Annotated in this window: 20 protein-coding genes; 11 read left to right on the top strand and 9 right to left on the bottom strand. The window is 68.9% G+C overall.

Going from position 1 to position 23950, the window contains the following annotated elements; genetic code table 11:
• The first annotated feature begins 813 nt into the window (after positions 1 to 813).
• From AB1L88_RS23220 to AB1L88_RS23195, 6 genes are all read left to right on the top strand, one after another.
• Positions 814 to 1041: a hypothetical protein gene (locus AB1L88_RS23220; RefSeq protein ID WP_367099081.1), complete on the top strand. Its 228-nt coding sequence runs from the start codon at positions 814 to 816 to the stop codon at positions 1039 to 1041.
• A 40-nt stretch (positions 1042 to 1081) separates the two neighbouring features.
• Positions 1082 to 1477 (top strand): hypothetical protein, encoded by a 396-nt coding sequence (locus tag AB1L88_RS23215; protein WP_367099080.1) that lies wholly within the window; start codon positions 1082 to 1084, stop codon positions 1475 to 1477.
• A 117-nt stretch (positions 1478 to 1594) separates the two neighbouring features.
• Entirely contained in the window at positions 1595 to 2461 is an 867-nt protein-coding gene (locus AB1L88_RS23210) for a hypothetical protein (protein ID WP_367099079.1), read from the top strand.
• Positions 2462 to 2835: 374 nt separating this feature from the next.
• Entirely contained in the window at positions 2836 to 3252 is a 417-nt protein-coding gene (locus AB1L88_RS23205) for a hypothetical protein (RefSeq protein ID WP_367099078.1), read from the top strand.
• Positions 3253 to 3306: 54 nt separating this feature from the next.
• Positions 3307 to 3672: a cupin gene (locus AB1L88_RS23200; RefSeq protein ID WP_367099077.1), complete on the top strand. Its 366-nt coding sequence runs from the start codon at positions 3307 to 3309 to the stop codon at positions 3670 to 3672.
• An 8-nt stretch (positions 3673 to 3680) separates the two neighbouring features.
• Positions 3681 to 4136: a hypothetical protein gene (locus tag AB1L88_RS23195; protein ID WP_367099076.1), complete on the top strand. Its 456-nt coding sequence runs from the start codon at positions 3681 to 3683 to the stop codon at positions 4134 to 4136.
• A 22-nt stretch (positions 4137 to 4158) separates the two neighbouring features.
• Here AB1L88_RS23195 and AB1L88_RS23190 read toward each other — a convergent pair whose 3' ends face one another.
• The 3 genes from AB1L88_RS23190 to AB1L88_RS23180 form a co-directional block, all read right to left on the bottom strand.
• Positions 4159 to 5025, bottom strand: a complete 867-nt coding sequence (locus AB1L88_RS23190) for a hypothetical protein (protein WP_367099075.1) — start codon at positions 5023 to 5025, stop codon at positions 4159 to 4161.
• 138 nt (positions 5026 to 5163) lie between these two features.
• Positions 5164 to 5907 (bottom strand): carboxypeptidase regulatory-like domain-containing protein, encoded by a 744-nt coding sequence (locus AB1L88_RS23185; RefSeq protein WP_367099074.1) that lies wholly within the window; start codon positions 5905 to 5907, stop codon positions 5164 to 5166.
• A gap of 40 nt (positions 5908 to 5947) precedes the next feature.
• Positions 5948 to 6472, bottom strand: coding sequence for a TspO/MBR family protein (locus tag AB1L88_RS23180; RefSeq protein ID WP_367099073.1), 525 nt, complete (start codon positions 6470 to 6472; stop codon positions 5948 to 5950).
• A gap of 229 nt (positions 6473 to 6701) precedes the next feature.
• Here AB1L88_RS23180 and AB1L88_RS23175 point away from each other — a divergent pair, with 229 nt between their 5' ends.
• Entirely contained in the window at positions 6702 to 7418 is a 717-nt protein-coding gene (locus AB1L88_RS23175) for a phosphatase PAP2 family protein (RefSeq protein ID WP_367099072.1), read from the top strand.
• A 121-nt stretch (positions 7419 to 7539) separates the two neighbouring features.
• Here AB1L88_RS23175 and AB1L88_RS23170 read toward each other — a convergent pair whose 3' ends face one another.
• The gene (locus tag AB1L88_RS23170) at positions 7540 to 7914 is read right to left on the bottom strand and encodes a hypothetical protein (protein WP_367099071.1); all 375 of its coding nucleotides are present in this window, start codon (positions 7912 to 7914) and stop codon (positions 7540 to 7542) included.
• 439 nt (positions 7915 to 8353) lie between these two features.
• On the opposite strand from AB1L88_RS23170, the gene AB1L88_RS23165 reads away from it, so the two are divergent.
• Both AB1L88_RS23165 and AB1L88_RS23160 read left to right on the top strand, forming a co-directional pair.
• On the top strand, positions 8354 to 9205 hold the full coding sequence (locus AB1L88_RS23165) for a class I SAM-dependent methyltransferase (protein WP_367099070.1): 852 nt from the start codon (positions 8354 to 8356) through the stop codon (positions 9203 to 9205).
• A 140-nt stretch (positions 9206 to 9345) separates the two neighbouring features.
• Positions 9346 to 11766 (top strand): penicillin acylase family protein, encoded by a 2421-nt coding sequence (locus tag AB1L88_RS23160; RefSeq protein ID WP_367099069.1) that lies wholly within the window; start codon positions 9346 to 9348, stop codon positions 11764 to 11766.
• A 29-nt stretch (positions 11767 to 11795) separates the two neighbouring features.
• Here the strand turns inward: AB1L88_RS23160 and AB1L88_RS23155 are convergent, their stop codons facing one another.
• Positions 11796 to 13154: a hypothetical protein gene (locus tag AB1L88_RS23155; protein WP_367099068.1), complete on the bottom strand. Its 1359-nt coding sequence runs from the start codon at positions 13152 to 13154 to the stop codon at positions 11796 to 11798.
• A gap of 129 nt (positions 13155 to 13283) precedes the next feature.
• Positions 13284 to 13556, bottom strand: a complete 273-nt coding sequence (locus AB1L88_RS23150; RefSeq protein WP_367099067.1) for a hypothetical protein — start codon at positions 13554 to 13556, stop codon at positions 13284 to 13286.
• Positions 13557 to 13981: 425 nt separating this feature from the next.
• On the opposite strand from AB1L88_RS23150, the gene AB1L88_RS23145 reads away from it, so the two are divergent.
• On the top strand, positions 13982 to 15502 hold the full coding sequence (locus AB1L88_RS23145; RefSeq protein WP_367099066.1) for a hypothetical protein: 1521 nt from the start codon (positions 13982 to 13984) through the stop codon (positions 15500 to 15502).
• 31 nt (positions 15503 to 15533) lie between these two features.
• On the opposite strand, the gene AB1L88_RS23140 is transcribed toward AB1L88_RS23145, so the two are convergent.
• The gene (locus tag AB1L88_RS23140) at positions 15534 to 17375 is read right to left on the bottom strand and encodes a hypothetical protein (RefSeq protein WP_367099065.1); all 1842 of its coding nucleotides are present in this window, start codon (positions 17373 to 17375) and stop codon (positions 15534 to 15536) included.
• Positions 17376 to 17601: 226 nt separating this feature from the next.
• On the opposite strand from AB1L88_RS23140, the gene AB1L88_RS23135 reads away from it, so the two are divergent.
• The gene (locus AB1L88_RS23135; RefSeq protein WP_367099064.1) at positions 17602 to 20607 is read left to right on the top strand and encodes a LamG-like jellyroll fold domain-containing protein; all 3006 of its coding nucleotides are present in this window, start codon (positions 17602 to 17604) and stop codon (positions 20605 to 20607) included.
• A 27-nt stretch (positions 20608 to 20634) separates the two neighbouring features.
• On the opposite strand, the gene AB1L88_RS23130 is transcribed toward AB1L88_RS23135, so the two are convergent.
• Both AB1L88_RS23130 and AB1L88_RS23125 read right to left on the bottom strand, forming a co-directional pair.
• A complete protein-coding gene (locus tag AB1L88_RS23130) occupies positions 20635 to 22068 on the bottom strand; it encodes a DUF1501 domain-containing protein (protein WP_367099063.1) in 1434 nt (477 codons plus the stop codon).
• A gap of 125 nt (positions 22069 to 22193) precedes the next feature.
• The gene (locus AB1L88_RS23125; protein WP_367099062.1) at positions 22194 to 23873 is read right to left on the bottom strand and encodes a porin; all 1680 of its coding nucleotides are present in this window, start codon (positions 23871 to 23873) and stop codon (positions 22194 to 22196) included.
• Between the last annotated feature and the right edge of the window lie 77 nt (positions 23874 to 23950).

The following is a 23950-nucleotide window of genomic DNA, read 5'->3' as shown; positions in this document are numbered from 1 at the left end:
GTTCGCTCCGTTGCGGTGCGCACCGAGGTGCGCCGGGGAGTGGGCGGAGGCTGATTGCAGGATTCGACAGCCAGGGGCCGGGGCCGGTGGGAGGGGGTGTGCGCGCCCCGGTGCGCGTTGTGCGGGGAGATGGTGCGCAGGTTCGGACGAGGGAGGAATTTCCGGAAATTCCTGGAAGCCATTGGGTTGTGGCGAGGGCGTTTGGTTTGTTTCGGTGGCGAGGGGGATCGGAAATGGGTTCGTTTCGTCAGGAAGAGGGATCGGAAATGGGTTCGTTTCGTCACGGGGGGCGATGGGGAGCAACCTGGGGACAGGGCAGGATCGTGAACCCCGGACCGGGGATGGGTTCGTTTCGTCGAGGGGGGCCGGTCGGGTGGGGGGTGAGGCGAGGAGAGGAAGCGCGGGCGCGGGGCGCGATCGGCAGGGATGGGGGAAACGGGAGTGAGGGGAACGGAGGGGGATGGACACGGTTGCTTCGGCATCGAAATAGATGAACGAGACGAGGAAACGGGCCGAAGGATCGACCCGACACTTGAAAGAATCGGGGAGAAAGGGAGGCTCAGTCACAAAAATTGAAAAATCCCGATCGGGCTGGTTCGGGAGGATCGAGGGCGGAGGGGAAAGGAGTCTGAGGGATCGAGGGGCGGCGTTGGCCGGTCGGCGGCGCGACCGGTACAATGGGCATCATCGGATGGGACTCCGAATCGCAATCGCATCAAGACGGGGAGTCGCCCCGCAGGACGATCGGCATTGAAGTCACCCGGCGACTCTCCACCCTTCGAGCTTTCCTCGCACTGACGGAGCGTGCCTGCCATGTCGAAGCTTCGCCTGCTCAAGACCGGCCACGGCGACCTCTGCCTCGCCGAATGGGACGTTGCACAGCCCGACAGCATTAGCGATGCCGAGCGGGCCTTCGCCGAGCACTTCACCCCCGGGCGGATGGCGTTCCGCCTCGACGGGCCGGGCAAGACGACGCCGATCCGGGAGTTCGACCCCTCGGCGCACGAGATCCTGCTGGTGCCGGCGATCCAGGGGGGATGACCGACCGGGCATTCCGGCACCGATCGCGAAGGGGAGGGTCATGGCGTACATCGAGGAGATCTGCACCCCCCTGCTCTCCGTCTTGCGGCATACGGCCGGCCTGCCGGTCCACCAACTCGCCGGCCATGTCGCGAACATCGATTTCTGGGTGGGCGAGGTCAAGCATCGGCTCGACGTGATCAACGGGTACCAGGGGCGATTCGAGGCGCTTCGGTCGGCCCAGGAGGCGTACCAGGCCGCGCACGGCATCGCTAGTGCGTCCATGCCCTTGATGAGGAGCACGCACGATTCGCTGCGCAAGCAGTTGCGGCGAGAACTCGTGGAGGAGATGACGCGAGTGCTCCGGCGATGCGCCGAGGTCGGCCTGCTTGAAGAATCCAGGGCAGAGGAGTTGAGGGATCGGCTGGCGGGGTCGTCTGCTCGGATGGTGCCTTGAGGTGAGCTGATGTGGGCGTCCTCGGTGGTGATGTCCTGAATCTTCTGCGCGTGATGCTCGACGGCCCGGCATCGGAATGGGACGAGTGGCCGCAAACCGATCGCCGGATGTGATGCCATGATCCGCACCGGATACCTTCGCTGGGAGATCGAGGCCGCCGACGAGCGGAGCCGGGCGGATCGGCTTGCGCGCGAGGTGGTCTTGAGGGCGAGGCCGTCGTATCGGAGGGTGCGGATCAAGGGGGGGGATCAGGAGGAGGCGGCCGAGCGGTTCGTGAGGGGGGAGGCGTCGTACGCGGCGGTCCTGCACGCGGTGGGGAAGGACGGGAGCGAGGTGGAGGTGACGGTGCCGGACGTCGGGCCGCACGTCTTCCGCTATTCGAGCAGCGACCGGGAGAAGAACGTCGGCTTCTGGATGGCGAAGCTGCATCGCGAGGTCCAGGCGTTCGCGCATGAAGTGGTCCGGGTGGCGGGGTCGTTCCCGAGGCTGGTGATCGCCAACCCGGCGCTGAGGGCCGGGTATGCGAAGATGGTCGAGCATGAGGTCTTCCGGGTCATCGACGGGAGCAGCGCTCCCGAACCGACCCGGGAGGACGAGCCGATGACGCTCGACGCCGCCGCCTTCGCCCAGGGGGTGCCGGAACTGGTGGCGGCGCAACTGGTGAGGGACGTGGTCGAGCCTCGCGAGTTCGACGAGTTCTGCCGGGACGACCGGATCACGATCCGCAACGGCCCGCGGATCTTCCGGATTTCGAGGAAGTCGCACGCCTTGATCGAGGTCTGGAAGGCCGATGGTTATGTCGGCGAGGCGAGGCTCTGCGTGGTGTTCAAGGACCCGGGGATGCCGCCGTCGGATGAAGTAGTGATGAAATATCTGCTGGCGAAGCATCAGCCGGACATGCTCTGGAAGGTCGGCGTGCGGTTCCCGGCGCCGACGGGGCGATTCGACGCGCCGGTGCCGAGGCGGTGGCACTCGACGCCGTGATTTGTGCAGTGTGATCGGCGGGGCTTGAGACTGGCCTTACGATCGTGACGGTCGTACCGCTTCCAGTCAAACCTGGAGGGATCCGGGTGCCCCGGGTTCCGCGCAGCGGACCCGGGCGGAGTCGCATGGGCCTGCCGCTCCCCGGCCCGGGGTCCGCTGCGCGGAACCCGGGGCACCCGCCGAAACACCGTGAACCCACCGGATTCGACTGGAAGCGGTACGACACAAGAACCGACGGGGGCGTAGCAATCGGCCGGGCGAGGGAACGAGCGGCAGCCCCTTCCCGCGGATCGACGGATCGGCAATCATGGGGCGGCAGCGTGGACGGGCATTGTGGCCGGGGTGTGGGTGTCCGGGCGGGAGGAACGATCGAGATGAGTGACAATCCGTATGAGGCGCCGCAGTCGATCGGGCGACCGGTGGATGAGGCGGTGGGCGTGCGGGGCGGGTCGCGGCAGGATCTGAGGAAGGTGGCGACGTATCAGAAGGGGATTCTGGTTTGCATCCTGCTCTACTTCGGCGTGATGGTCGGTCAGTTCGTCTTGCCGCCGGATCTGGCCATCGCGATGGCGTTCGCGGTGATCGGGGTGGGGCTGGCGTCGATGGTGTTCATCTTCCTGCTGGCGATGAAGGTGTACAGCACGGGGTTCGGGATCGTGCTGGGGATCGGGGCGTTGCTTCCCCTGATCGGATTGATCATCCTGCTGATGGTCAACGGGAAGGCGACGCGGATCCTGAAGGAGAACGGGATCCACGTCGGGTTGCTCGGGGCGAACCTCTCTCAGATTTGAAGTGATTTTGCGGGCCCAGGCGATCGCGCCCGGCGAGACGAGCGAGTTTCCATCATGCCGATGCACATTCCCGGGCCGACGCGGGTCGAAGCCGCGGGCAATCGACCGAAGCTCATCGATGAATACGTCGGTCGCGTGAACAGCGGGACCGACGGGGTGAGCATCGCCCACATGCGGAGCCCCTCGGGCTGGATCGAGCCGGGCCAGGTGCCGCAGTTCGACGAGTACACGATCGTGCTGAGGGGGATGGTCCGGGTCGAGCACCACGACGGGACGCTCGACGTGCATGCCGGGCAAGGCGTCTACACGCGCAAGGGGGAGTGGATTCGTTACAGCACGCCGGGTGAGGAGGGGGCGGAGTACATCGCCGTCTGCCTGCCCGCCTTCTCGCCCGAGACGGTCCACCGCGACCCGGAGTGACAGGGCCGATGGCGCTGCTGGCGGTCGATACCGGATTGCGGACCGGCCTGGCCCTGTTCGGCCGGGACGGCCGGCTCGCCTGGTATCGGTCGCAGCACTTCGCCAACCGGTCGACGCTCAAGCGGGGGGCTTACGGGCTGTTCGGCTCGATCGGGCCGCTCGATCGGGTGGTGCTGGAAGGGGGTGGGCCGGTCGCCGAGGTCTGGAGGCGCGAGGCGGATCGCAGGGGGATCGTCGTGCGGGTGATCGGGGCCGAGGTCTGGCGGGGGACGCTCGACGCCTTCGGCGACCGGCACCGGCCGAAGCGTGAGGCCGACGCGATCGCGCGGCGGGTGATCGAATGGTCGGGGGCGTCGAGGCCGACCTCGCTGCGGCACGACGCGGCCGAGGCGATCTTGATCGGGCTCTGGGGGGTGATCGAGGCCGGCTGGCTCGACGGGCCGCCGGCCGAAGTGCTGGGGTAACGGCCGAGATCGGTGCGGGGCGTCAATCGGGGATCGACGGCGCGGGAGGGATCTCGGCGGGGGGAGAGACGACGATGGGATCGCCCGAGGGGTGATCGCCGGTCGAGGAGGTGCGGCGGTCGATCCGATCGACGGTCTCGGCGAGGCGTCGCATGGTGGCTTCGATCGCGTCGATCCGACGGGGATCGGCTTCCGGGGCCGCGAGGATGCGGAGGTCGGGCCAGGAGACGACCGCGTTGTCATCGGCCTTCAGTGCCTGGGCGATGATGCGGGCCTCCTGCTCCGATCGCACCCGGATCTCGATCACGTCGGCCTGCAGGGCACCGGCCTGGACCTTGCCGGAGCCGTCGGCGCTCTCGTGGAGCAGGTCGAGCCGGCCGCCGTTGGCGCTGGCGATCCGGACGACCCCTTGCCATTGCGGCTCGACCTCGGCCGAGGCGGGGACGACGGCATCGAGGGTCCCGGGGGGGACCTCGATCGGCGTCGGGGTGTGAAGGTGACAAGGCCGATCGGGTTCGAACGCGGAGGAACCCGCTTCGAGTTCGACCGTGTCGGCGGCCTGGAGTTCGGCGAGTGCTTCGAGGACCCCCAACTCCTGCTGGGCGTCGCGGAGTTCGGATTCGAGCCGGGCGAGCTGCTGCGAGCGTTCGGCGATCAACTGGCGGAGTTCGAAGACAGCCTGGTCGATCTCCTGGAACTTCGAGGCGCGGAAAGCCCGGATCTGGTCGGCGAGGGTGGTGACGACGGGGGCTTCCGGGGTGTCGAGGGGGTACGGCTCGATCGGGGGAGGCGGGGCGACGGGCGGGTCATCGCTCGCCCGGGCCGAGGGGCCGACCAGCGCGATCGAGGTCAGGGCAAGCGCGGTGAGGGATCGGGCGATCCTTCCCATGGACATCCTCCTCCGTGAGCCATCACGTCTCGGGAATCGATCCGAGCTTCGCGGGGGGGACGATACGACGGATGGGGGATCGTGTCGAGGGTGATTGGTCGGGCGGAGGTTGGGGAGATCGAGGCTTGCGGGGCCGAATCAAGGGCGGCGAGACGGGGGGCGGAGGTCCTCGGCAACGAAGGGGATGTCCAGTTCGGTCGTCTCGCCGTCGCGGATCTCGACCTCGATGCGCCTGCGAAGGCCGCCGTCGGGGTGGTGGACGAAGAGGGTGTGACGGCCGGGGGGGAGGCCGTCGAGGCGGAACTGCCCCCGGTCGTCGGTGACGGTGTGAAACGGGTGGTCGAAGACGAAGACCCAGGCCGACATCGCCACGTGGACCGGGCAGCCGATCGGCACCGGTTGCCGGGCCGTTTGGAAGCGGTGGACGTACGAGCCGCCGGGGGGCGTGGTGACGTTGAAGCGGTTGGCGACGGTGGAGCCCGAGGCGGTGACGCCGTGATTCGCGACGTCGTTGTTGAGGAATTCGACCGGCCGGCCGGCCTCGACGGTGAGGACGTGGGGGAGGAACTCGAAATTGACCTGGTCGACGACGATCGGCTCGGCGTCGTCGGCAACGGGGGAGGACGATCGGTCGTCGATGGCGGCCCCTGCGACCCAGACGGCGGCCTCGCGGAGTCCCTTCGACTCGGGGTCGACCTCGACCGGCTGGCGTCGGGTGGCGGCCTCGGGGTTGAGCACGGCGGGGGGCAATGGGCCGGAGTAGGTGACGCGACCGGAGAGGGACCCGCCGTTCGAAGGGGGGGAGGCCGGGGTGTCCGACTCGTCGTCGAATGTGGCAAGGGCGATCGAGACGGCGAGCGGAAGCAAGGCTGAGGTCATCATCGACTCGGATTCCAAAAAGGGGGGGGGAAGGCGATCGAGATTACGAGGCGTTGAGCTGCCAGATTGCCAGGTTCAGGGCCGAGGCGAACGTGACCCAGAGCAGGTAAGGGACCATGAGCCATCCGGCCGGTCGGCTGACCCGGAAGAAGGCGATGAGGGTGGCCAGGATCGCCACCCAGAGGATGGCGATTTCGAACGCGGCCAGGTCGGGGCGTTTCAGGCCGAAGAAGAGGCCGGACCAGGCGACGTTGAGCGCCAGTTGCACCGCGAAGAGGACGAGCGGGACGCGACCGCCGGCCGACCATCCGGCGCGCCTCCAGACGAGCCAGGCGGCCACGGCCATGGCGGCGTAGAGGGCGGTCCAGACGGGGCCGAAGAGGGCCGAGGGCGGGGTCCATCGGGGCTTGGCCAGGGAATCGTACCAGGGCCCTGTCCCCTGGCCGGTGAGGACGCCGCCGATGCCGGCCGCCGCGAAGCAAGCGACCAGGAAGCCGACCAGGCCGAGGGCGGCCCGGGGCCCGGATTCGGGGCGTGGTGACTGGACGGGAGCGGCGGCGGTGTTCATGATCGGCTCGGCAGGCGGGCGGTCGATACGAACCCAAAACGGGGGCCAGGCTTGTTCCATCGTGGGGAGCCGGGCGCCAGTCCGTCAACCTGGGGATCGGAACCTGGTGGCGCGGAAGTTGCCGGGAGCCAGGAGAGCATCGGCGAGCGAGACGCCTTTGGGGTTCATGCCAGGTCACGGCGACGGTGGCCCCGGCGGGAAAGTCGGCCATCTTGGGGAGTCGGAATCCGTGCGAGCGTTGATCGAGCGAGCCTGGGAGCTGGGAGAGGGGATCGACCGGCTGGTCTTCGTGGCCATCCTGGTGGTGGTGGGCGGGGGATGGCTCTTCCTCGCCCTGGCCGACGAGGTGGTCGAGGGGGAATCGGACCGGTTCGATCGGGCGGTCGTGCGGATGTTCCGTACCGCGGAGGACCCGGGGGACGCGATCGGCGGACCCGAGATCGAGGAACTGGTGCGCGACCTGACGGCGCTGGGGGGGGTGGCCGTCATCACCCTGGTGACGGCCTCGGCCGTCGGGTTCCTGGTGATGGACCGGAAGGGGCACGCGGCCATCCTGGTCCTGGTGGCGACGGTGGGGGGGCAGTTGATCAGCAGCGGCTTGAAGGCGTATTACGACCGGCCGCGGCCGGAGATCGTGCCGCACCTGATGCACGCGGCCCGCGGGAGCTTCCCGAGCGGGCATTCGCTGCTGGCGGCCGTGACCTACCTGACGATCGGGGCCCTGATGGCGCAAATGGTCAGGAGGCGGCGGTTGAAGGTCTTCATCATCGGCGTGGCGCTCGTGATCACGATGATGGTCGGCGTGAGCCGGGTTTACCTGGGGGTGCACTACCCGACCGACGTGCTCGGGGGCTGGACGCTGGGCCTGATCTGGGCGACGCTCTGCTCGCTGGCGGCGCAGTGGCTGCAACGGCGCGGGATGGTCGAGCGGGAAATTGAGGTCTGACGTCCCACGGAATCGCCAAGGCAAAACGACCACCCGAGTCTCGCGCCTCGAAGGGGGGCGGGACCGCGGGTGGTCGTTTCGACTCGAAAAGGCGGGTCAGCCTGGGGGGAGTTGCGGGGAGTCAGGCGGTCGGCAGGTGGGCCGTCCCGGCCTTGGTCAGGAGGTAGCGGGAGTTGCCGGTTTCCTTGTTCTTGGCGCCTCGCTTGAGCAGCTTGCGGGTGATCAGCGCGTCGATGCTGCGCTGCTCGTTCTTGTTCTTCGGCTCGTAGCCGGTCTCGCCGGCGGCGTGGATGGTCTGCAGGAACTTGACCTGATTGTCGGTCAGCTTGACGGGGGCGGCCTTCTTGGCGGCCGGCTTCGCGGGAGAGCTTTTCGGAGCGGCCTCAGATGGGGTGGCGGTGGTGTTCTTCGACGCGCTCTTCCCTGCGTTCACCTTGGTCGACTTGGCAGGAGCCTTGCTGGCCTTGGCGGGAGCACCTTTCTTGGTCGTCGCCATCGCTGGATCGGGGCCTCACCGGAGAGATCGAGGAGTGCGTTCGGCGGACATTCGCCGACCATGCTGAATTGATCTATAGAGCGTGATATTACTAAAGTCAAGATCGGATCAGGCTTCAAGATGATCGGCGCTCGGGTCGGAGCGGTCGGGTCGAGTTTGCCGGGTGAGAGGCCGAGGGATTCCGGTGCCGCCGCCTTGATGTCGGAGCGTGTGGGTATGTCGAACTCGGGCATCTTTCGGCCGGAGGGGGTCGGTCGCGGGATGGGTCGGGGGGCGGGGGCCGGATGGGCGGGGGACCCTCGACGATCGACCGCCGGGGGGCGAGGTGCGGGTCGACGGGGAGTTTGCCTTGTCGAGTCGGGACCGATCTGATAGGTTTCGGCCGAGCACGAGGACTCGGCGCCACGGACGGACCGACGCTGTTGAAGGAGTCGACACCATGACCGGCATCGAAACCGCTTCTCATCCCGCCCTGGGCTCGTCGTCGCGATCGGGCCGGCCCGCCGCCATGGGCCTGGCGACGCGGCTGCGGCTGACGGTGAAATACTGGCTCTGGCCGGGGATCAACTGGGTGAGCCGCGACAAGGCGGCGGTGGTCTCGATGCTGCAACGGGGGACGCCCGAGGCCCCGGTCCGGACGCTCGATTGCGGCTGCGGCAACGCCTACTTCGCCCACGAGGCCGTGAAGCGGGGGGCGACCTGCCTCGGGATCACGATCCACGAGTGGGAACGCCAGTCGTGCGAGGAGATGGCGGCGTTCCTGGGCGAGGCGGGGGAGTCGATGGAGTTCCGCGTGCAGCGGCTCGACGACCTGGCCAACGACCCGGAGGCGCGGGGGTCGTTCGATCAGGTCTTGCTGTTCGACGTGATTGAACACATCCGCGACGATCGGGCCGCGATGCGGCAGATCCGGGCCCTGCTGAACGACGACGGCCTGGTCTACATCTCGACCCCCGACCGCGACTACCAGGCCAACGCCGACCACCTGCGCGTGACCCGCACCGAAGACGGCTGGCACGTCCGCAACGGGTACACCCTGCAGCAGCTGGAACGCCTGATGGACGACTGCGGCCTGGAGGCGGTCGACCACCTGCGGTTCGGCACCCTGGGATCGACGATCGTCACCCGGATCCAGCACAAGGTCTTCCGGTCGGCCATCCTGCCGATGACGGTTTTGACCTTCCCGCTGTTGAAGCTGATCGCCTGGCTCGGCTCGCCCTGGAAGGACCGGCACACGGTCTTCGTGCTCGCCCGCAAGCGGAGTGACGAGGAACTGGCCGCGAGGGCCTGAAGGCGGTACGGTCGGACGTGTGCTGAGTCTGGCTTGCACGGGTCCACCACAACGGGCCAGGGGCGAACGGCGAGGGCCGGTCGCGTCGTTTGCGGGCGTGCACTCGCGATCGGCGATGCCGGGCCGGGGAGGCCGCACCGATGGGACTGCTTGCGCGGCGGTTGCGAGACCGATGGGGGCTGCTGGGGCTCGGGGTCCTGGTCGTCTCGATGATGGTTGGCCTTAGTCGGCCGATCGGGGCGGCGGTGGAGGATCGGGTGGAGGTGCTGCGCGACCCGTGGGGCGTGCCGCACGTCTTCGCCGAGACGGACGAGGGGGCGATGTTCGGGCTCGGCTCGGCCGTGGCCGCCGATCGGGCCTTCCAGATGCACCTGACCCGGCGGATCATGCAGGGGCGCCTGGCCGAGACGATCGGCAATCAAGCGCTCGACGGCCGACGGGAATCGACGCTCGACCTCGACCGGAAGAACCGGACGTTCGATTGGGCACGCGCGGCGGATCGGGTCGTGGCGGGGCTCGATGAGGAGACGAGGGGGCTGCTGGAGGCCTATTGCGCCGGGGTCAACGCGGCCTGGTCGGAGCGAGGGGATCGGCTCGACCCGCTTTTCGCGCGTTACGAGACGGAGCCGGAAGCCTGGACCCCCGCCGATTGCCTGCTGGCCTGGTGGCACCTCGGCCAGTTCTTCGCGACCGACGGCACCCGGGACCTGATCGCCTGGCGGAACCGGGATCGGGACCGGGGGCGATTCGACCCGGCGGCGATCGAGCCGGACGACTCGGCCGCGGTGATTCAGGCCGATGCGATCGACCCGGCCTGGCTCGGTCGGGTCCGCGCGTATCTCCGGGAGCAGGGGTTCGAGCTGCCGGACGAGGGGGAGCCGGAGCCGACGCCCGGAGGGCCGGAGGGGCCGAGCTTCAGCCATGCCTGGGCCGTGGGAGGGGAGCGATCGACGACAGGATCGACGGTCCTGGTGAGCATGCCGCAGACTGTGGTGGCGAATCCGCCGTTGTTTTACGAGTGGCACGTGGTGGGGGAGACCTTCAACGCGAGGGGGATCGGCGTGCCGGGCAGCCCGGCCCTCCTGATCGGTTTCACGGATCGGGTGGCGTGGGGCCTGACCGCCCTGGGGGCCGATCAGGCGGACCTGTTCCGCCTCCAGACGAGCCCCGACCGCCCCGACTCGTATGCGGTCGATGGCGAGTGGAGGGAGATGGAGGTCCGCGAGGAGACGATCCTCGTGAAGGGGGGCGAGCCGGTCACGTTGACGGTCCGGGAGACGCACCTCGGCCCGGTGGTGACGGAGTTCGCGTTTGCGAATGAGGGCGACGGTGAGGTTGCCTTGCGTCGCGTGCCGCTCTGCGACGCGGAGACCGAGACGATCGCGGCCGCCGTGGCGATGATCCGGGCGGACGATGCCGAGGGGTTCGACGAGGCGTTGCGCGACTGGCGGTTCCCGTCGGCGAACATCGTCTTCGGGGACAAGGGCGGGACGCTCGGGTATCGGACGATCGGCGCGTTCCCGATGCGGTCGCCGGAGACGGAGGGGGGAGGATCCTGGGCCTTCGACGGCTCGACGGCGCGGTCGGAGTGGCTCGGCTTCGTGCCGCACGAGCTGGCGCCGCACCTGATCGACCCGGCGTCGGGGGTCCTCTTCAGCGCGAACCATCGGCCGATCGACAGCGTGTATCCGATTCCGCTCGGGATCGCGACCGGGTCGCTCGGGGATACGGTCCGGTCGTGGCGGCTCCGCGAGCTGTTGACCCCGGACGAGGCGGCGCCCTTCTCACCCGAGGCGGTGCGGGCGATGGCGGATGATCCGGTCAACCCGGCGCGGCGATCATTGGTCAGGTTGGGGCTGCACCTGAGGGATCGAGAGGGGGCGGACCTGGCACCCGAGGCGATCCAGGCGCTCGACCTGCTGGGGCCGTGGCTCGATCGGGGGGCGAATTCGCAGCGGGAGGACCCCGGGACGCCGGTGGCGCTGGAGCTTTCGACCTTCTTCCGGATCATGGCGACCCCGCTGGCCGGGGAGTACGGCGGCGGCGAGTCGGGCCTGTCGCGCTGGCTCCGCGAGGCGATCGGGCGGATCGAGGGCGATCCGGCGGCTCGGCTGCGGGAGGAGGAGCGGGCGTTCGTCGAGAACGCCCTGGTCACGGCATGGGAAGCCGCTACGGCCCGTTACGGCGAGGATCCGGCGACCTGGACCGAGGGGTTGCGCATTGCATTGACCGAGCGGGTGATCCCGTCGCACCGGGGGCTGGATCCGCTGCCGCCGATCGCCACCGACCGGGACGAGACGGTCCCCCCCCTGCCCTGCCCCGACGGCGGGACGATCCGATCGGACGTGCAACGGGCCTACGTCCAGTTCGTCAGGCTGGACGACCCGGATGCGTCGCAGTCGCTCCTGCCATTGGGGGGCGTCGAGGGAAATTCGGACGCGACCCGGGCGTTGTGGGCCGAGGGGGAGCTGCATCCGGCCCCCCTGTCGCGGGAGGCCGTCGAGCGGATTGCGGTGGATCGGGCCGTCTTGATCCGGGCGGTCGAGGAGGCCGGACGATGAGCCGAAGCCCCTCGCCCGGCCGATCGGGGTCAGTCGTCGGAACCGGCGGCCTGCGGCTGGGCCTGCTCGACCCACTTCTCCCAGCCGACCGGCTGGGTCCAGGCCTGGGCGTGCTGGCCTTCGAACGAGGGGTTCTCGGGCGGGAGGCTCGACGTGATGACGGCCCGGACGTACAGCTCGTCGCCTTGCAGCTCGTAGCGGGCGTGGGTGCCCTCAACGGTGGCCAGGACGGTGCCGAGTTCGTCGGGGTAGCGGCCGGTGACGTCGAGGGGGTTGCCGTCGGCGTCGAGGACCGGCTCGGCGGTCGGGTCGATGTCGTCTCGGGTGCCGATGAATTCGATGGTGTAAGAGGCGTCCGGGTCGGGGGCGACGGTGATTTCGATGACGCCGGACTCGGCGTCGTAGCGGACGTCGTCGAGTGTGACGCCGCTGGAGGCGTAGAAGTCGCCGGACTCGATGGCGTCGATGATCGACTCGGGGGTCAGGTGCCGGGCGCGGACCATGACCCAGCCGCGGCCGGGGGAGGAGCCGTCGACGCCGAAGTAGTTGTGCGAGTCGTCCGTGCCCAGGCCGGCCAGCGGGGGGGCCTTGAGCACGGCGATCCGCAGGGTGTTGGCGATGTCCCAGAGGCGTTCGACGGAGGCGTGGGTGTCGTCCCCTTCGTGATGGACGCCGGGGTGCCCGTTGTAGACCTCGACGAAGCGTTCGCTCACGGCCTTCGCCAGTTCCTCGGCGGTGACGGCGTAGCCGAAGTTCGGGTGGTTCAGGTGGGTGAGGATGCGGATGCCGAGCCGCCGGGCCTGCTCCTCGGCGGCCTTGAGGTTGTTCTCGATGACCTCGACGACCGAGTCTCCCCCCTGGGGCGGGAGGTATTCGAGCAGGTTGCTGGCGTTCATGTGGATCGGCTTCCGCTCGAAGCGGTCGGTGATCTCCTCACCCTGGATCAGGACGAAGCGGCCGGCCTGCTCGGACAGGGCGCGGTATTCGGTGAGGGGCTTGAGGCGGATCTGCTCGACCCCGTCGACCGTCCGCGTCTCGACCCAACTGCGGCCGAAGCGTTCGACATAGCGATCGAGGCCGCGGTTGCCGGAGCGGCGATCGACCTCGGCGCGGTCCATCCAGCGGGCCCCCTGGCTCAGGACGTTGTGGTCGGAGAGGGCGAGGAAGTTGTAGCCGTGGCGGGCGTACCAATCGACGATCATCTCGGGGAAGTCGTTGCCGTCGCTCCAGAGGGAGTGCGTGTGCAGGTTCCCCTTCCACCAGCGGAGGGGGGGATCGGCCGGGACGGCCGGGGGGGCGTCGTCGTCGGCAATCGCGGAGTCCGCCGTCGGCAAAACCAGCAGGATTCCGAATGCCAGGCAGGTGAGAATGCGAAGCGCGAGGGTCATGCCAAAACCTCTGGGGAGTGCGCACGGGGGGAGGTGTGGGGGGCCGGATCGACGGGTCGGCAGTCGATCCGGAGTTCAGGAGAGCCGGCTCGCACCCCCGTTGTCAAGGCTCTGGACGGGGCGCGCCGCTCACATCCGGATCGTCTCGATGACGTAGATCTTGGCGTCCGGCTCGCCGCCGAGGCCCAGGTCGCTCTGGAATCGCCAGAGGTGGCGGAAGCCCTCGACGGGGGGCTGATCGAAATCGGCCATCTTCCCCCGCAGGCGGGTCTGGGCGTCGTCGGTCATCCCTTCGACGACCAGCCGGCCGGCCCAGGCGACCAGGCAATCCTTGATCGTCGGCGCCTCGATCTGCTGCGCCTGCGACTGACCCCGGTGAACCGTGATGACGGTGACGAACATCGACTCTCCTTCGATCCGGGGTGCCGGACGAAGTCGCCGATCACCCCACACAACCGCAACCCTGAAACGGGGTTGCCGGAATCCTCTCATCCCGTTTTTACCGATCGATTGTCAAAATTGGTAGGACCGGATGACGATCTAGGGAAAAGACTTTAGGGAGACTCGTGTCGGGGCGGTCAGCGGGCGGTTTGCGTTACTGGATGCCCCGAAATGAGTTGTGGTGCGGAAGCGGTGCGGCGGGCCGGTGGTTTTCGAGGGTCGAGCAGGTGATGGCATCAGAAATGCTCCTAAGACGGTTCCCTTCAGAACGCTCCTCTCGAATTCCCCCCGATAGGCGTTCGACTCAATTCCCGGAGAGGTCGGCTCTCCGGCAAACCGACATGCCAGGACGTGCGGTCGGTCATCGGAAGACAGGGAGGTCGACGATGATGGTCCGAAGGTTGTCGCTCATCGTCCCGATTCTTTCCGCCACGGTGGCGGTGAGCACCGCTTCGGCGCAACCTCGCCAGGAAGTCGGCCCCTGGAGTTCCATGGAGCGCGCCGGAGAGACGCTCCAGGATCGCCAGGAGCGCCGGAGCGAGGTGGCCGAGGAGGCGTATCCGAACGCGTTGGCCAGGCATTCGGAACGCCTGGAGCAGGACGAACCGCTGCTCCTGACCCCCTTCCGGATCGGCGGATGGGCCGACGCCCCTGTGACGATCGGCTTCTTCGGGCCGGTGGCCGCGGCCTCGACGCCGGCCGCGGCCCCGACGCCGATGGAGGTCCCTTCGGAGCCGTTGCCCGCCTCGGCCCCGGTCGCTCCCCCGCTCCCGGCCGTGGTGTCGGTGGCGTCGTCGGCCTCGCCGGCATCCTCGCCCTCGCCCTCGTCCTCGTCGGTCGTGCCGTATCAGCCGCTGGTGCTGGGGTCGTTGTTCTCGGGGGAGCTGACCCACGCCTCTCGCCCGTCGCGGTCGACGCGGCCGACCCTGGGATTCCGGCTTGAATCGGTCGGGTCGGTCGCCAATCCGGCCCCATCCAGGCCGTCGCCCGCGTCCCCGCCGGCCCCCGAGTCGAAGCCCGCCCCCCAGCCGACGCCCGCTCCGGTGCCGACGCCCGCCTCGGCTCCGGCCCCAGAGCAGGCGCCGGCCCCGACGGTGGCCTCGGCTCCGACGCCGGCCTCGGCCCCCGCCTCGGCCCCGCCGACCACCCCTCCGCCGGTCGCGACCCCGGCCCGGACCAGCCCGGCCGATGCCTTCCTCAATTTCACGGAGGGGCCGTACCCGGCGGCGCATCGGCTGGCCGAGGGGAACCCGGCGGCCTGGTACGCCAGCCCGGTGGTCTCGGACCTGCTCGGCCGGGCGCCGAACGACTCGGAGCGTTACGAGTTCAAGACTGACGTCCTCTCGAAGGTCGAGGAGAGCTTCCGCAAGAGCGGCCTGGAGGTCGACCTGACGCTCGAGCCCGGCTCGGCGGCCCATACGCTGAGCGTCGTGTCGGGGGCGCTCGCGGTCGACAACCCGGAGGCCATCGGGATTGCCGACATCGGCGGGGATGGCTTCACGTTCCTCGACAACTTCGCCTCCAGCTCGATCGCGACGATGAACGACCTGGAAACCGCGGTCGCCAACAACATCTCGCACGAGCTGATGCACGCCTTCGGGGTCGACTATCACGACGAGTCGGGCACGACCATCGACTCGGGGCGGATCAACTGGAACCTCTTGACCAGCAACGACCTGGAATTCAGCGACGAGGCCGTGGGCCTGCTCTCGTCGAGCGAGTTCCAGCGGCGATGGGACGACGGCCTGCTGCTGGCCAGCCATCAGCTCGCCGGTCACGGCAACGGCTGCTCGTGCCATCCGAACGGTGCCCTGGCCACGCCCGAGCCGGCCACGCTGGCCATGTGGACCTTGACCCTGGTCGGGGCCTCCTGGTCGGGCCGGCAGTGGCGCCGGCGCCGGGCCTGAGCGGGGGCGACGAAGGGGGGGGAGGCGTCGCTCATCGGGGCGACGTCGCGGTGATCGAGGCAGGGCCGGGCGCGCCGCGAGGCGGGGCGTCCGGCACGAGCACGCTCAGGGCTTCGATGGTGAAGCGGCACGGGCGGTTATCGGGCTGCAGGCGGATGGCATCGACCGGCTCCCCGATCCAGACGGTCGTCGAGCGGTCGGGGCCGGTGGGCAGGGCCCAGGCGGCGTATTCCTGGTCGGCGGGGAAGCGGTCCTGCCCGGGGCGTCTCCACGAGAGCTTGAAGTGCGCGAATTCCCCCTCGGGGTTCGCGTGGCTGTAGCGAAGCCGGATGCCCGCGATGGTCCGGGGGGGGCCCGGCAGCTCGAATACGACCTGGGGGTCGACGCCGACGGATTCGATCGTGCGGCCGTCCCAGCGGGCCTGCTGCAGCCGGAGCGGCTCGGGGTCGATCGGGACCTCCCGCAGGGGAGGGTCGGGGGCGATGCGGCCGAAGGGGGCGATTCCGGACTCCTGGAGCATCGCGAGGTCTCGGGTCAGGTCGTCGTGCGTCGGGTAGAGGAACGGCGTGTGCCGCCGCACGAGGAGGAACCGAGGGACACCGGCGTGGAGGTCGTTGAAGAACGACTCGGACCGAGCCCTCGCGGATCGGCCGGCCTCGAGGGCCGCTCGCGTGTTCGGCCAGAGCAGGGCGAGGAGCAGGCAGAAGAGCGTCATCGGCACCAGGCGGCGGGTCGATCCCGGCCCGAACAGCTCGAAGGCGAGGGCACCGATCAGGATGGCCGGCGAGGCCATGGTGACGTACCGCTCCTGGGCTCCCGCCAGTGCTCCCAGCCCGGAACGGCCCCAGGCGGTGCCGAGCGAGAGCATCGCCATCGCCCCCAGGCAGCAGAGGAGGCCGAGGGCCCGTGCCCGGTCGCCCGGCCGGACCAGGGCCGATCGCGCGAGCACGACGAAGGCGGCCGCCATCAACGCGACGACGATGCCGCCGCCCGTCAGGCCCAGTTTCATCCCGCCGGGGCCCAGGCCGGTCCCGAGGAATTGCACGGTGGTGCGGGCGATGGCCCAGGGGCCCGGCGGCTGCGGATGGTGCGCCGAGCGTTCGTATCCCACGAAGTAAAGCATCGACAGCGCCAGCGAGGCCGAGGCGGCGAGTCCGAGCACCAGGGCCCTGGTCCGGGCATGGGGCTCGTCCGACCTGGCATGCGCGCAGGCCACGCCGAGCAGCCAGAGCGCCGGCAACGGGACCAGCGCGACCCCCGCCGCATTGCAGAAGGGGAGCAGGAGCAGGGCCGTCGCGATCGAGAGGCCGCGAGCGAGGCCCGGGAGCCCCGGTTTCAGGGCGATGAGCAGCCAGGCGATCCCCCCGAGCGTGACCGGCAGGATGTAGGAAAGCGACATGTTCCAGATCAGGTTGATGTGATGGGCGAGGCTGAGCAGGAGCACCGGATAGAGGGCGTCGGAATACTGCCTTCGCTTCCTCGCCAGGCCGAGCATGATGGGTGCCAGGGCCGCGAGGGTGGCCAGCAGGGCGACATTGACGAGCATCCCCGCCCGGAAGTCGTAACCCGTGAGCTGAAACGCCGAGAGGAGCAGCAGCCGAGGCAGGACGAGCCGATGCTCGCTGTGCAGCGACCAGAGCCAGCCGAGGCTCAGGGGCTGGTGGCCGGTGAGGACCGGGATCACGTCGTAGTCGTCCCAGATGGGGACGCGGGGGCCGAACGCCGACACGAAGCCCAGCGCCATGGCCAGCAACACTGCCCAGGCGAGCCAGAGGAACGCGCCGCTGCCCGGCTCGCCCCGCCGGCGATCGGCGGCGAGGGGGGGCGATTGGCCGTCGGGATCGCGGGCCGGGCGACGTCTGATTGCGGGCAAGGGGCACCTCCTCAACTCGACGACACGGGAGGGGCGGGATCGAAGAACGCCTTCGAATCGCGGAGGGACGGGGTTCGGGGGCCGGCGGCCTCGGCTCGGGCGAAACGACCTGTCTTCGGGGGCGGTTGTGGGCAACAATGGCGCCAAGGCAGAGGCCCGCGACCGGGGTCGAAGGTGACCGCCCAGGCACTCCCGAACAATCGGCGAATTTCAAGGGGATTCTCGCATGAGGATACGCATGGTGTCGATGGCCCTTCTCGTGCTGGGGATCGGGGCGGTGGTCAGGGCGGGCGACGATGCCTCGACACCGGCTGGGGCTCCGGCTCCGGCTCCGGCTCCGACTCCGACTCCGGCCCAGGTTCCTGCTCCTGCTCCTGCTCCCGCGCCTGCATCGGGGCTGGTCGATGGTCGGTTTGGCCAGGCGCTCGATGCCCGCAAGGGGGGCACGATCGCCCCGGCCGACGATCGGTTCGAGCGGCGTCCGCTGACGGTCGAGTTGTGGGCGCAGTTGCTCGATCGAGGGGCCGGCGCGGTCCTGCTCTCGCACGAGGCACCGACCTCGGGGTCGCACTGGGAGCTGGTGATCCTGCCCGACTCGGCCGAGCTGGCCTTCCGGGCACCGGGCCTCAGCCCCGCGCTGATCACGGCGGACGGCTCGATGGGGGACGGCCGGTGGCATCAGGTCGCCCTGCTGCTCGAATCAGGCCGGGTGCGGCTGATCGTGGATGGGGACGTGAGGGCCGATGTCAACGTGGCCGAGCGCCCGGCCGCCCCCCCGCAGCGGAGCGGATTGGCCGTGGGGACTCGGATCGAGGATCGCAGGCCGAACGCGGTCTTGATCGACGACGTGCGGATTTCCGGGGGGCTTCGCGACATCGTGGCCGCGCCGACGACGGCGTTCGTGTCGGACGAGCAGACGATCGTGCTCTGGAATTATGACGAGTCCGAGGCCGAATATCTGGCCCGCTGGACCCCCGGAGGGGAGACGAATCAGCGGGGGCTGCCCTATCCCCACAAGTTCGGGGCCTACGAATTCCAGGAAGACCCCGACTGGATCGACGGCCGCTGGCAGGCCACCGACAAGGGGCCGTTCGTCAGCCATTCCACCCAGATCCCGCGGCGCCAGCTCGGGCCGAAGACGCTGACCCTGTTCCTGGGGCCGGATCGCTCGACCACGGCGGTCTTCGATCAGGAGCGGTGCGGGATCGTGGCCGGGTTGACCGAGTCGACCTGGACGACCGACCCCATGCGCTTCGGCCTGCTCCGCAAGCCGACCCTCGACGGGATCGTGCATCATTATGTGTCGCCGGCGAAACTCTGGCGCACTCCGCCCGGCAGCCCGTCGGCCGGCCCCCAGCCGGTGGAGCCGAAGGACCTGGACTACCAGGGGTTGAGGCTGCACGGGGATCAGGTAGTGCTGATGTCCCGGGTCCTGGATGGGTCGGTCGCGGAGATGTGCCGGGAAGTCCGGCAGGGCGAGACGGTGGCGGTCGCCCGGTCGATCAGGGCGAAGGAACTTTCCTCGGCCGCCTGGCTGACGCTGGCCGAATGGCCGGTGACACCGGATCGGTGGCGGGAAGGGAATCTGAGCCTTGCCGTCGCGGCCACGGAGGACGGGATAGCCTTCGCGGCGGCCGTTCGCCCGGAGGTCGGCACCACCCCGCTGATGATCCGGGGCGGAGACGTTTGCCTGCCCATCGACGCCGGTGCGGACTGGTCGGGCGGGGTCATGCTCTGGTCGGGGCCGGCGGAGCAACTCGAAGCCTTTCTGGCGATGGCCCGATCGGAGGAGATTTGCCAGGACCTGGAACCGTTGCTTCAGCCCGGGCCGAGCCGCTGGGGTGAACCGATCGTCACGACCGGATCGGTGGGGGCCGACGATGGGCAGTCGCCGTTCGTGATCGATACGATCACGGTCCCGTACGACAACCCGTTTCAGGCCCTCTTCTTCATCACGGCCTTCGACTTCTTCCCTGACGGCTCGGCGGCGCTGGCGACCGCTCACGGCGATGTCTGGATCGTGCGGGGCCTGGACCGAGACCTCCGATCGGTCTCGTGGCAGCGGTTCGCCACCGGGCTTTATCAACCGCTGGGATTGAAGGTGGTGAATGGGTCGGTGATGGTGCTGGGGCGCGATCAACTGACGAGACTGGTTGACGAGGACGGGGACGGCGAGGCCGATCGCTACGAGTCGTTCAATCACGACCTGGTCATTCAAGGGCTTGATCACGCCTATGCCATGCGGTTGGAGACGGACACCGAGGGAAATTTCTACTTCCTCAAGTCGGGGTCGGGGCCTCACGGGAGTGCCTTGATCAAGGTGACGGCCGACGGCTCGGAGTTGTCGGTGGTGGCCCGAGGGTTCCGGCACCCGTACGGCATGGGAATCGGCCCCGGGGATCAGATCACCGTGGCCGACAACGAGGGGAACTGGGTGCCGTCGTCGAAGATCGACCTGATTCGCGAGGGCGGGTTTTACGGGTATCTGGCCGGCGCGCCGGAAGCCCCCGAGGGGGTCGTGCCCGATCGGCCGCTCTGCTACATCCCCAAGGTGGCCGATAATTCGAGCGGCGGCCAGGTCTGGTACACGGGAGACCGCTGGGGGGACTACCATCAGGGCGGGATGCTCCACCTCTCCTGGGGGCGTTGCACCCTGCACGCGGTCTTGCAGGAGGAGATCGAGGGGGTTCACCAGGCGGCGACGGTGCGATTCCCGGGCCTGACCTTCCTCTCGGGATCGGGCGAGGCGGGGTTCCATCCGATCGATGGCCAGTTGTATGTGGTCGGCCTGAACGGTTGGCAGACGGGGGCGGCGGCCGACGGCAGCTTCCAGCGCGTCCGGTACACGGGGCGGCCGATCCACATGCCGGCCGCGCTGAATGTGTTCGAGGACGGTGTGCTCCTGACCTTCTCCGAGCCGATCGACGCGGCGATCGCCTCCGACCCGAGGCGATACCGGGCCGAGCGGTGGAATTATCGCTGGCTGAGCACCTACGGATCGTTCCACTACTCGGCGGCCGATCCGTCCCGGATCGGCCACGATCCGGTGATCATCCGATCGGCGGAGCCGCAGGAGGATGGGCGGAGCGTCTTCCTCCGGATCGACGGCCTGAAGCCCGTCGATCAGTTCTGGCTGGCGACCGACCTGGTGGCCGAGGACGAATCGCCGCTGCGCTTCGACCTCTACGCCACGATCCACGCGCTTCGGGACGCGGAGACGCGGTCGCCGTGATCGCGGCCCGTCCGCGAGGAGTCGAACTTAGAAGAGATCCTGGATGGGTGCCCCTTCGGCCAGGAGGCTGAAGGGGCGCCCCTGGCGATCGGTCGCTTCCAGGTCGTCGATGCCCATGGCCCGATAGACCGTGTGGGTGACATCCGCGGGGGTGACGGGCCGGTCGGCCGGATAGGCGGCGATCCGGTCGCTCGACCCGTAGGTCTGGCCGCCTTGGATCCCGCCGCCGGCCATGAGGACGCTCATGCAGTGGGTCCAGTGGTCGCGTCCGGCTCCGGATTCGCCGCCGGACCGGGGGTCGCCGATCCGGGGCTGGCGGCCCATCTCGCTGGTGACCATGACGAGCGTCTCGTCGAGCAGCCCGCGATCGTGCAGGTCGCCCAGCAAGCCGGAAATCGCCCGGTCGAATTCAGGAAGAAGATACTCTTTCAAGCAGTTGAAGTTGTTCCCATGAGTGTCCCAGCCGCCGGCGCTCTTGCAGCGATCGGCAATGGCACGGTCCTCGAGCCAGAAGACGGTGATGAACGGCACGCCCGCCTCGACCAGGCGTCGGGCCATGAGCAGGCTCATGCCGTTGGTCGAGTCGCCGTAGCGGTCGCGGACGGCCTCGGGTTCGTCGAGCAGGTCGAACGCCCGGGTCGTCGCGGAGGAGGCGAGCAGTCCCAGGGCCTTTTGCTCATGGGTCGCGTAGGTCTGGACGGCGCCGACCTGGTCGAGGTCTCGTCTCGCGTCGTCGATGGTGTCGAGCAGCGAGCGGCGGGCGAGCAATCGCGGGTGGTCGACGTCGGCCTGGAGCGTCAGGGCCGGCACCTGGAACGTCAGCGGGTGTTCGCGATCGCCCATCAGGTAGAGCGGGTCGTGTTCCACGCCGATCCGGGCGGCGAACTGGCCCGGGCGCGTATAAGGCGCTCGGCTCGGCTTGTGGGGCAAGGTGACGGCGTTGGTGAGGCTGGGGTGAGGCGGGCGTCGGGACGCGATCACGCTGCCCATGAAGGGCCAGTCGTCGGGCTGCGGGGTCCGGTCGTTCCCCATGCTGAGGAACGTCGGGTCGGGTTGATGGCCCGTCAATTGATAATAATAGCCCGCGTGATGGTCGTTGGTGGAGACGCAGCCGCCGACCGAGTTGATGACCGCGAGATGATGCGCGTGCTCGGCCAGCCGGGGCAGGTGCTCGCTGAGCCGGATGCCGGGTGCTCTGGTGGCGATGGGTCGGAACGGGCCCCGGAACTCGGCCGGGGCGTCGGGCTTCATGTCCCAGGTGTCGATGTGAGACGCGCCGCCGCACAGAAAAAAGAGGATGGTGGAGCGGGCGGTCCCGGCCGGTCGTCCGGGATCGGCCGCGTCGCGACCGATGGCCCGACCGGGGGCCCCGAACTGGAGGCCAGCGACTCCCATGCCCGACGCGACGAGGAACGTTCGGCGTGAGGTGCGTGCGCGATCAGAACCGATTCGGCGTGCCATCTGTCTCGTCTCCCGGCCCATCACGCTCGTCATGGGGTGTCGATCTCGTCGTCCCGTGGGGCTTGTGTGCGATTGTCCCCCGCGGGGTGGGGCCCGTCCACCCCGTGCCCGGGATTCGGGGGGATTCAGAACCAGATCTGGCAGCGGATCCAGAACAGGTCGCTGCTGCGTCGCAGCGTGCCGTCTCGCTCGTTCAGCAGGACGGGCGAACCGAACGCGGAGCGCTGCCAGTCGAAGTAAAATTTCAGATAACGGTTCGCGTACCAGTTGAAACCGATATCCGTCATCACGACCTCCCGGGTCCAGAGGTTCTCGTCCGCCAGGTCGTACTCGAAGACCTCGCTCCCGAGGCGGAGCTGGCTCACCCGGGCGAACACCTCGAGCGCCCCGGGGCCGTACAGGCCGCGTGAGGGCGAGAACGGCCGGAGCGGGACGATGGTGGTGCGGCCGTGCGGGGTCTCTCCGGTCAGGAATCGGGCGGCGGTGACGTGGTAGCCGACCACCGGGACGGTCGGCCGCAGGGACGATCCGAGCTTTTCATACTGATATCGACCCGCCTGCACTTCCGATTCGAACGACCATCCGCCCCCGTAGTAGGCCATGTGGAGCGCCCCCTGGAACCGCTCGCCGAACGACCGCACGTCTTCCTCGAAGTCGAGAAAATTGATGGAGGCGGCCGAGGCTTCTCGGCTGTTCTCGGTCGCCTGAATGGAGGTGCGCAGGGGCATGGGCCGCTCCGCGTCGTGGCGGACGGTGAGGCCCCCCGCGATCGAGCCGCCCAGGTTCAGGTAGCGGAGCCTCGGGAACTGCTCGCTCGTCAGGAACGGCCGCCAGTTGAGGTAGCCGACCGCTTCTCGGGTCGCATTGATGTCGGCAATGCCGAGCATCCCGCCGGAGAAGCCGCCGACGGCATACTCCAGGCGGCCATCGCGCAGATAGCCCCATCCCATCAGGCCGGCCTGCCGGGAGAGGCCGAAGTTCAGGGGGTAGAGCGATCGCTCCGGGGTGATGAAATAGGGTTCGAGGTGGTCGTACCAGTCGAAGCTGTACGGGACGAGCGATCGGCCGAACTTGATCTGGAACCCTTCGTCGAATCGGAAATTGACGAAGCCGTCGAGCAGGTCGAGCACCCCTTCCAGGCTGCGCTGGAAGGAGACCTCGTATTCGATGGGTTTGGTCAGATGGCCGGCGAGGTAGAACCGCGTGCGGGGCAGATAGAGCCCGCTGGTGGCCGGGTCGAGGTCGCCGGGGGCGAACGCCTTGAAGTCGACCTGATTGAGCACCCGGACGCCCAGGCTCAGTTCCTCGTCGGGGGTGAACAGCTCGAACCCCTCGCCGACCTTGCCGAGCAACCCGGGCTCGGTCCCCGGGGCGAAGATCGGGAAGGCGCGGCCGGGGCCGACGATGACGCGATCGAGGCTGTCCTCCTCGGCGGGTTCCGCGAAGGGATCCGGCTCCTCGGCCGATCGCAACACGGAGGCCTCGGCGGGGCTGACCTGGGCGTCGGTCGGCTCGTCGAGGCGATCGAGGAGCCCCTGATAGCGGCGCTCCAGCTCCTGGTAGCGTTGATCGCGTTCGGCCTCTCGGCTCAAAACGGCGTTGTACTGCTCCAGGAGACGACGGTTCATCTCCTCGAGCCGTTGGACCCGCCCGGCCAGGTCGTCGGGGGGGGCCTCAACATGAGTCCGGTCGGGCATGGGGGGGGCCTGAGGGCCGTCCTGAGCGGCCCAGGCCCTCGACATCGGCAAGCTCGATCCGAGGCAGAGCGCGAGCCAGGCGGATCGCCTCCAGTCGGTATGCGGCACGATGACTCCTCGACCCGACCGCGGCCCGATGCTCGGCTTCCTGGCGCCGAGGGAGAAGGAACGACCTGCGATCTTCC

This window comes from Tautonia sp. JC769 (assembly GCF_040717455.1).
GTDB lineage: Bacteria > Planctomycetota > Planctomycetia > Isosphaerales > Isosphaeraceae > Tautonia.
This window is presented reverse-complemented; position numbering and strand designations above follow the sequence as displayed.

Coding starts and splice junctions, on each gene's coding strand:
- AB1L88_RS23220 (WP_367099081.1), top strand. CDS start 814: ATGTCGAAGCTTCGCCTGCTCAAGACCGGCCACGGCGACCTCTGCCTC.
- AB1L88_RS23215 (WP_367099080.1), top strand. CDS start 1,082: ATGGCGTACATCGAGGAGATCTGCACCCCCCTGCTCTCCGTCTTGCGG.
- AB1L88_RS23210 (WP_367099079.1), top strand. CDS start 1,595: ATGATCCGCACCGGATACCTTCGCTGGGAGATCGAGGCCGCCGACGAG.
- AB1L88_RS23205 (WP_367099078.1), top strand. CDS start 2,836: ATGAGTGACAATCCGTATGAGGCGCCGCAGTCGATCGGGCGACCGGTG.
- AB1L88_RS23200 (WP_367099077.1), top strand. CDS start 3,307: ATGCCGATGCACATTCCCGGGCCGACGCGGGTCGAAGCCGCGGGCAAT.
- AB1L88_RS23195 (WP_367099076.1), top strand. CDS start 3,681: ATGGCGCTGCTGGCGGTCGATACCGGATTGCGGACCGGCCTGGCCCTG.
- AB1L88_RS23190 (WP_367099075.1), bottom strand. CDS start 5,025: ATGGGAAGGATCGCCCGATCCCTCACCGCGCTTGCCCTGACCTCGATC.
- AB1L88_RS23185 (WP_367099074.1), bottom strand. CDS start 5,907: ATGATGACCTCAGCCTTGCTTCCGCTCGCCGTCTCGATCGCCCTTGCC.
- AB1L88_RS23180 (WP_367099073.1), bottom strand. CDS start 6,472: ATGAACACCGCCGCCGCTCCCGTCCAGTCACCACGCCCCGAATCCGGG.
- AB1L88_RS23170 (WP_367099071.1), bottom strand. CDS start 7,914: ATGGCGACGACCAAGAAAGGTGCTCCCGCCAAGGCCAGCAAGGCTCCT.
- AB1L88_RS23165 (WP_367099070.1), top strand. CDS start 8,354: ATGACCGGCATCGAAACCGCTTCTCATCCCGCCCTGGGCTCGTCGTCG.
- AB1L88_RS23160 (WP_367099069.1), top strand. CDS start 9,346: ATGGGACTGCTTGCGCGGCGGTTGCGAGACCGATGGGGGCTGCTGGGG.
- AB1L88_RS23155 (WP_367099068.1), bottom strand. CDS start 13,154: ATGACCCTCGCGCTTCGCATTCTCACCTGCCTGGCATTCGGAATCCTG.
- AB1L88_RS23150 (WP_367099067.1), bottom strand. CDS start 13,556: ATGTTCGTCACCGTCATCACGGTTCACCGGGGTCAGTCGCAGGCGCAG.
- AB1L88_RS23145 (WP_367099066.1), top strand. CDS start 13,982: ATGATGGTCCGAAGGTTGTCGCTCATCGTCCCGATTCTTTCCGCCACG.
- AB1L88_RS23135 (WP_367099064.1), top strand. CDS start 17,602: ATGAGGATACGCATGGTGTCGATGGCCCTTCTCGTGCTGGGGATCGGG.
- AB1L88_RS23130 (WP_367099063.1), bottom strand. CDS start 22,068: ATGGCACGCCGAATCGGTTCTGATCGCGCACGCACCTCACGCCGAACG.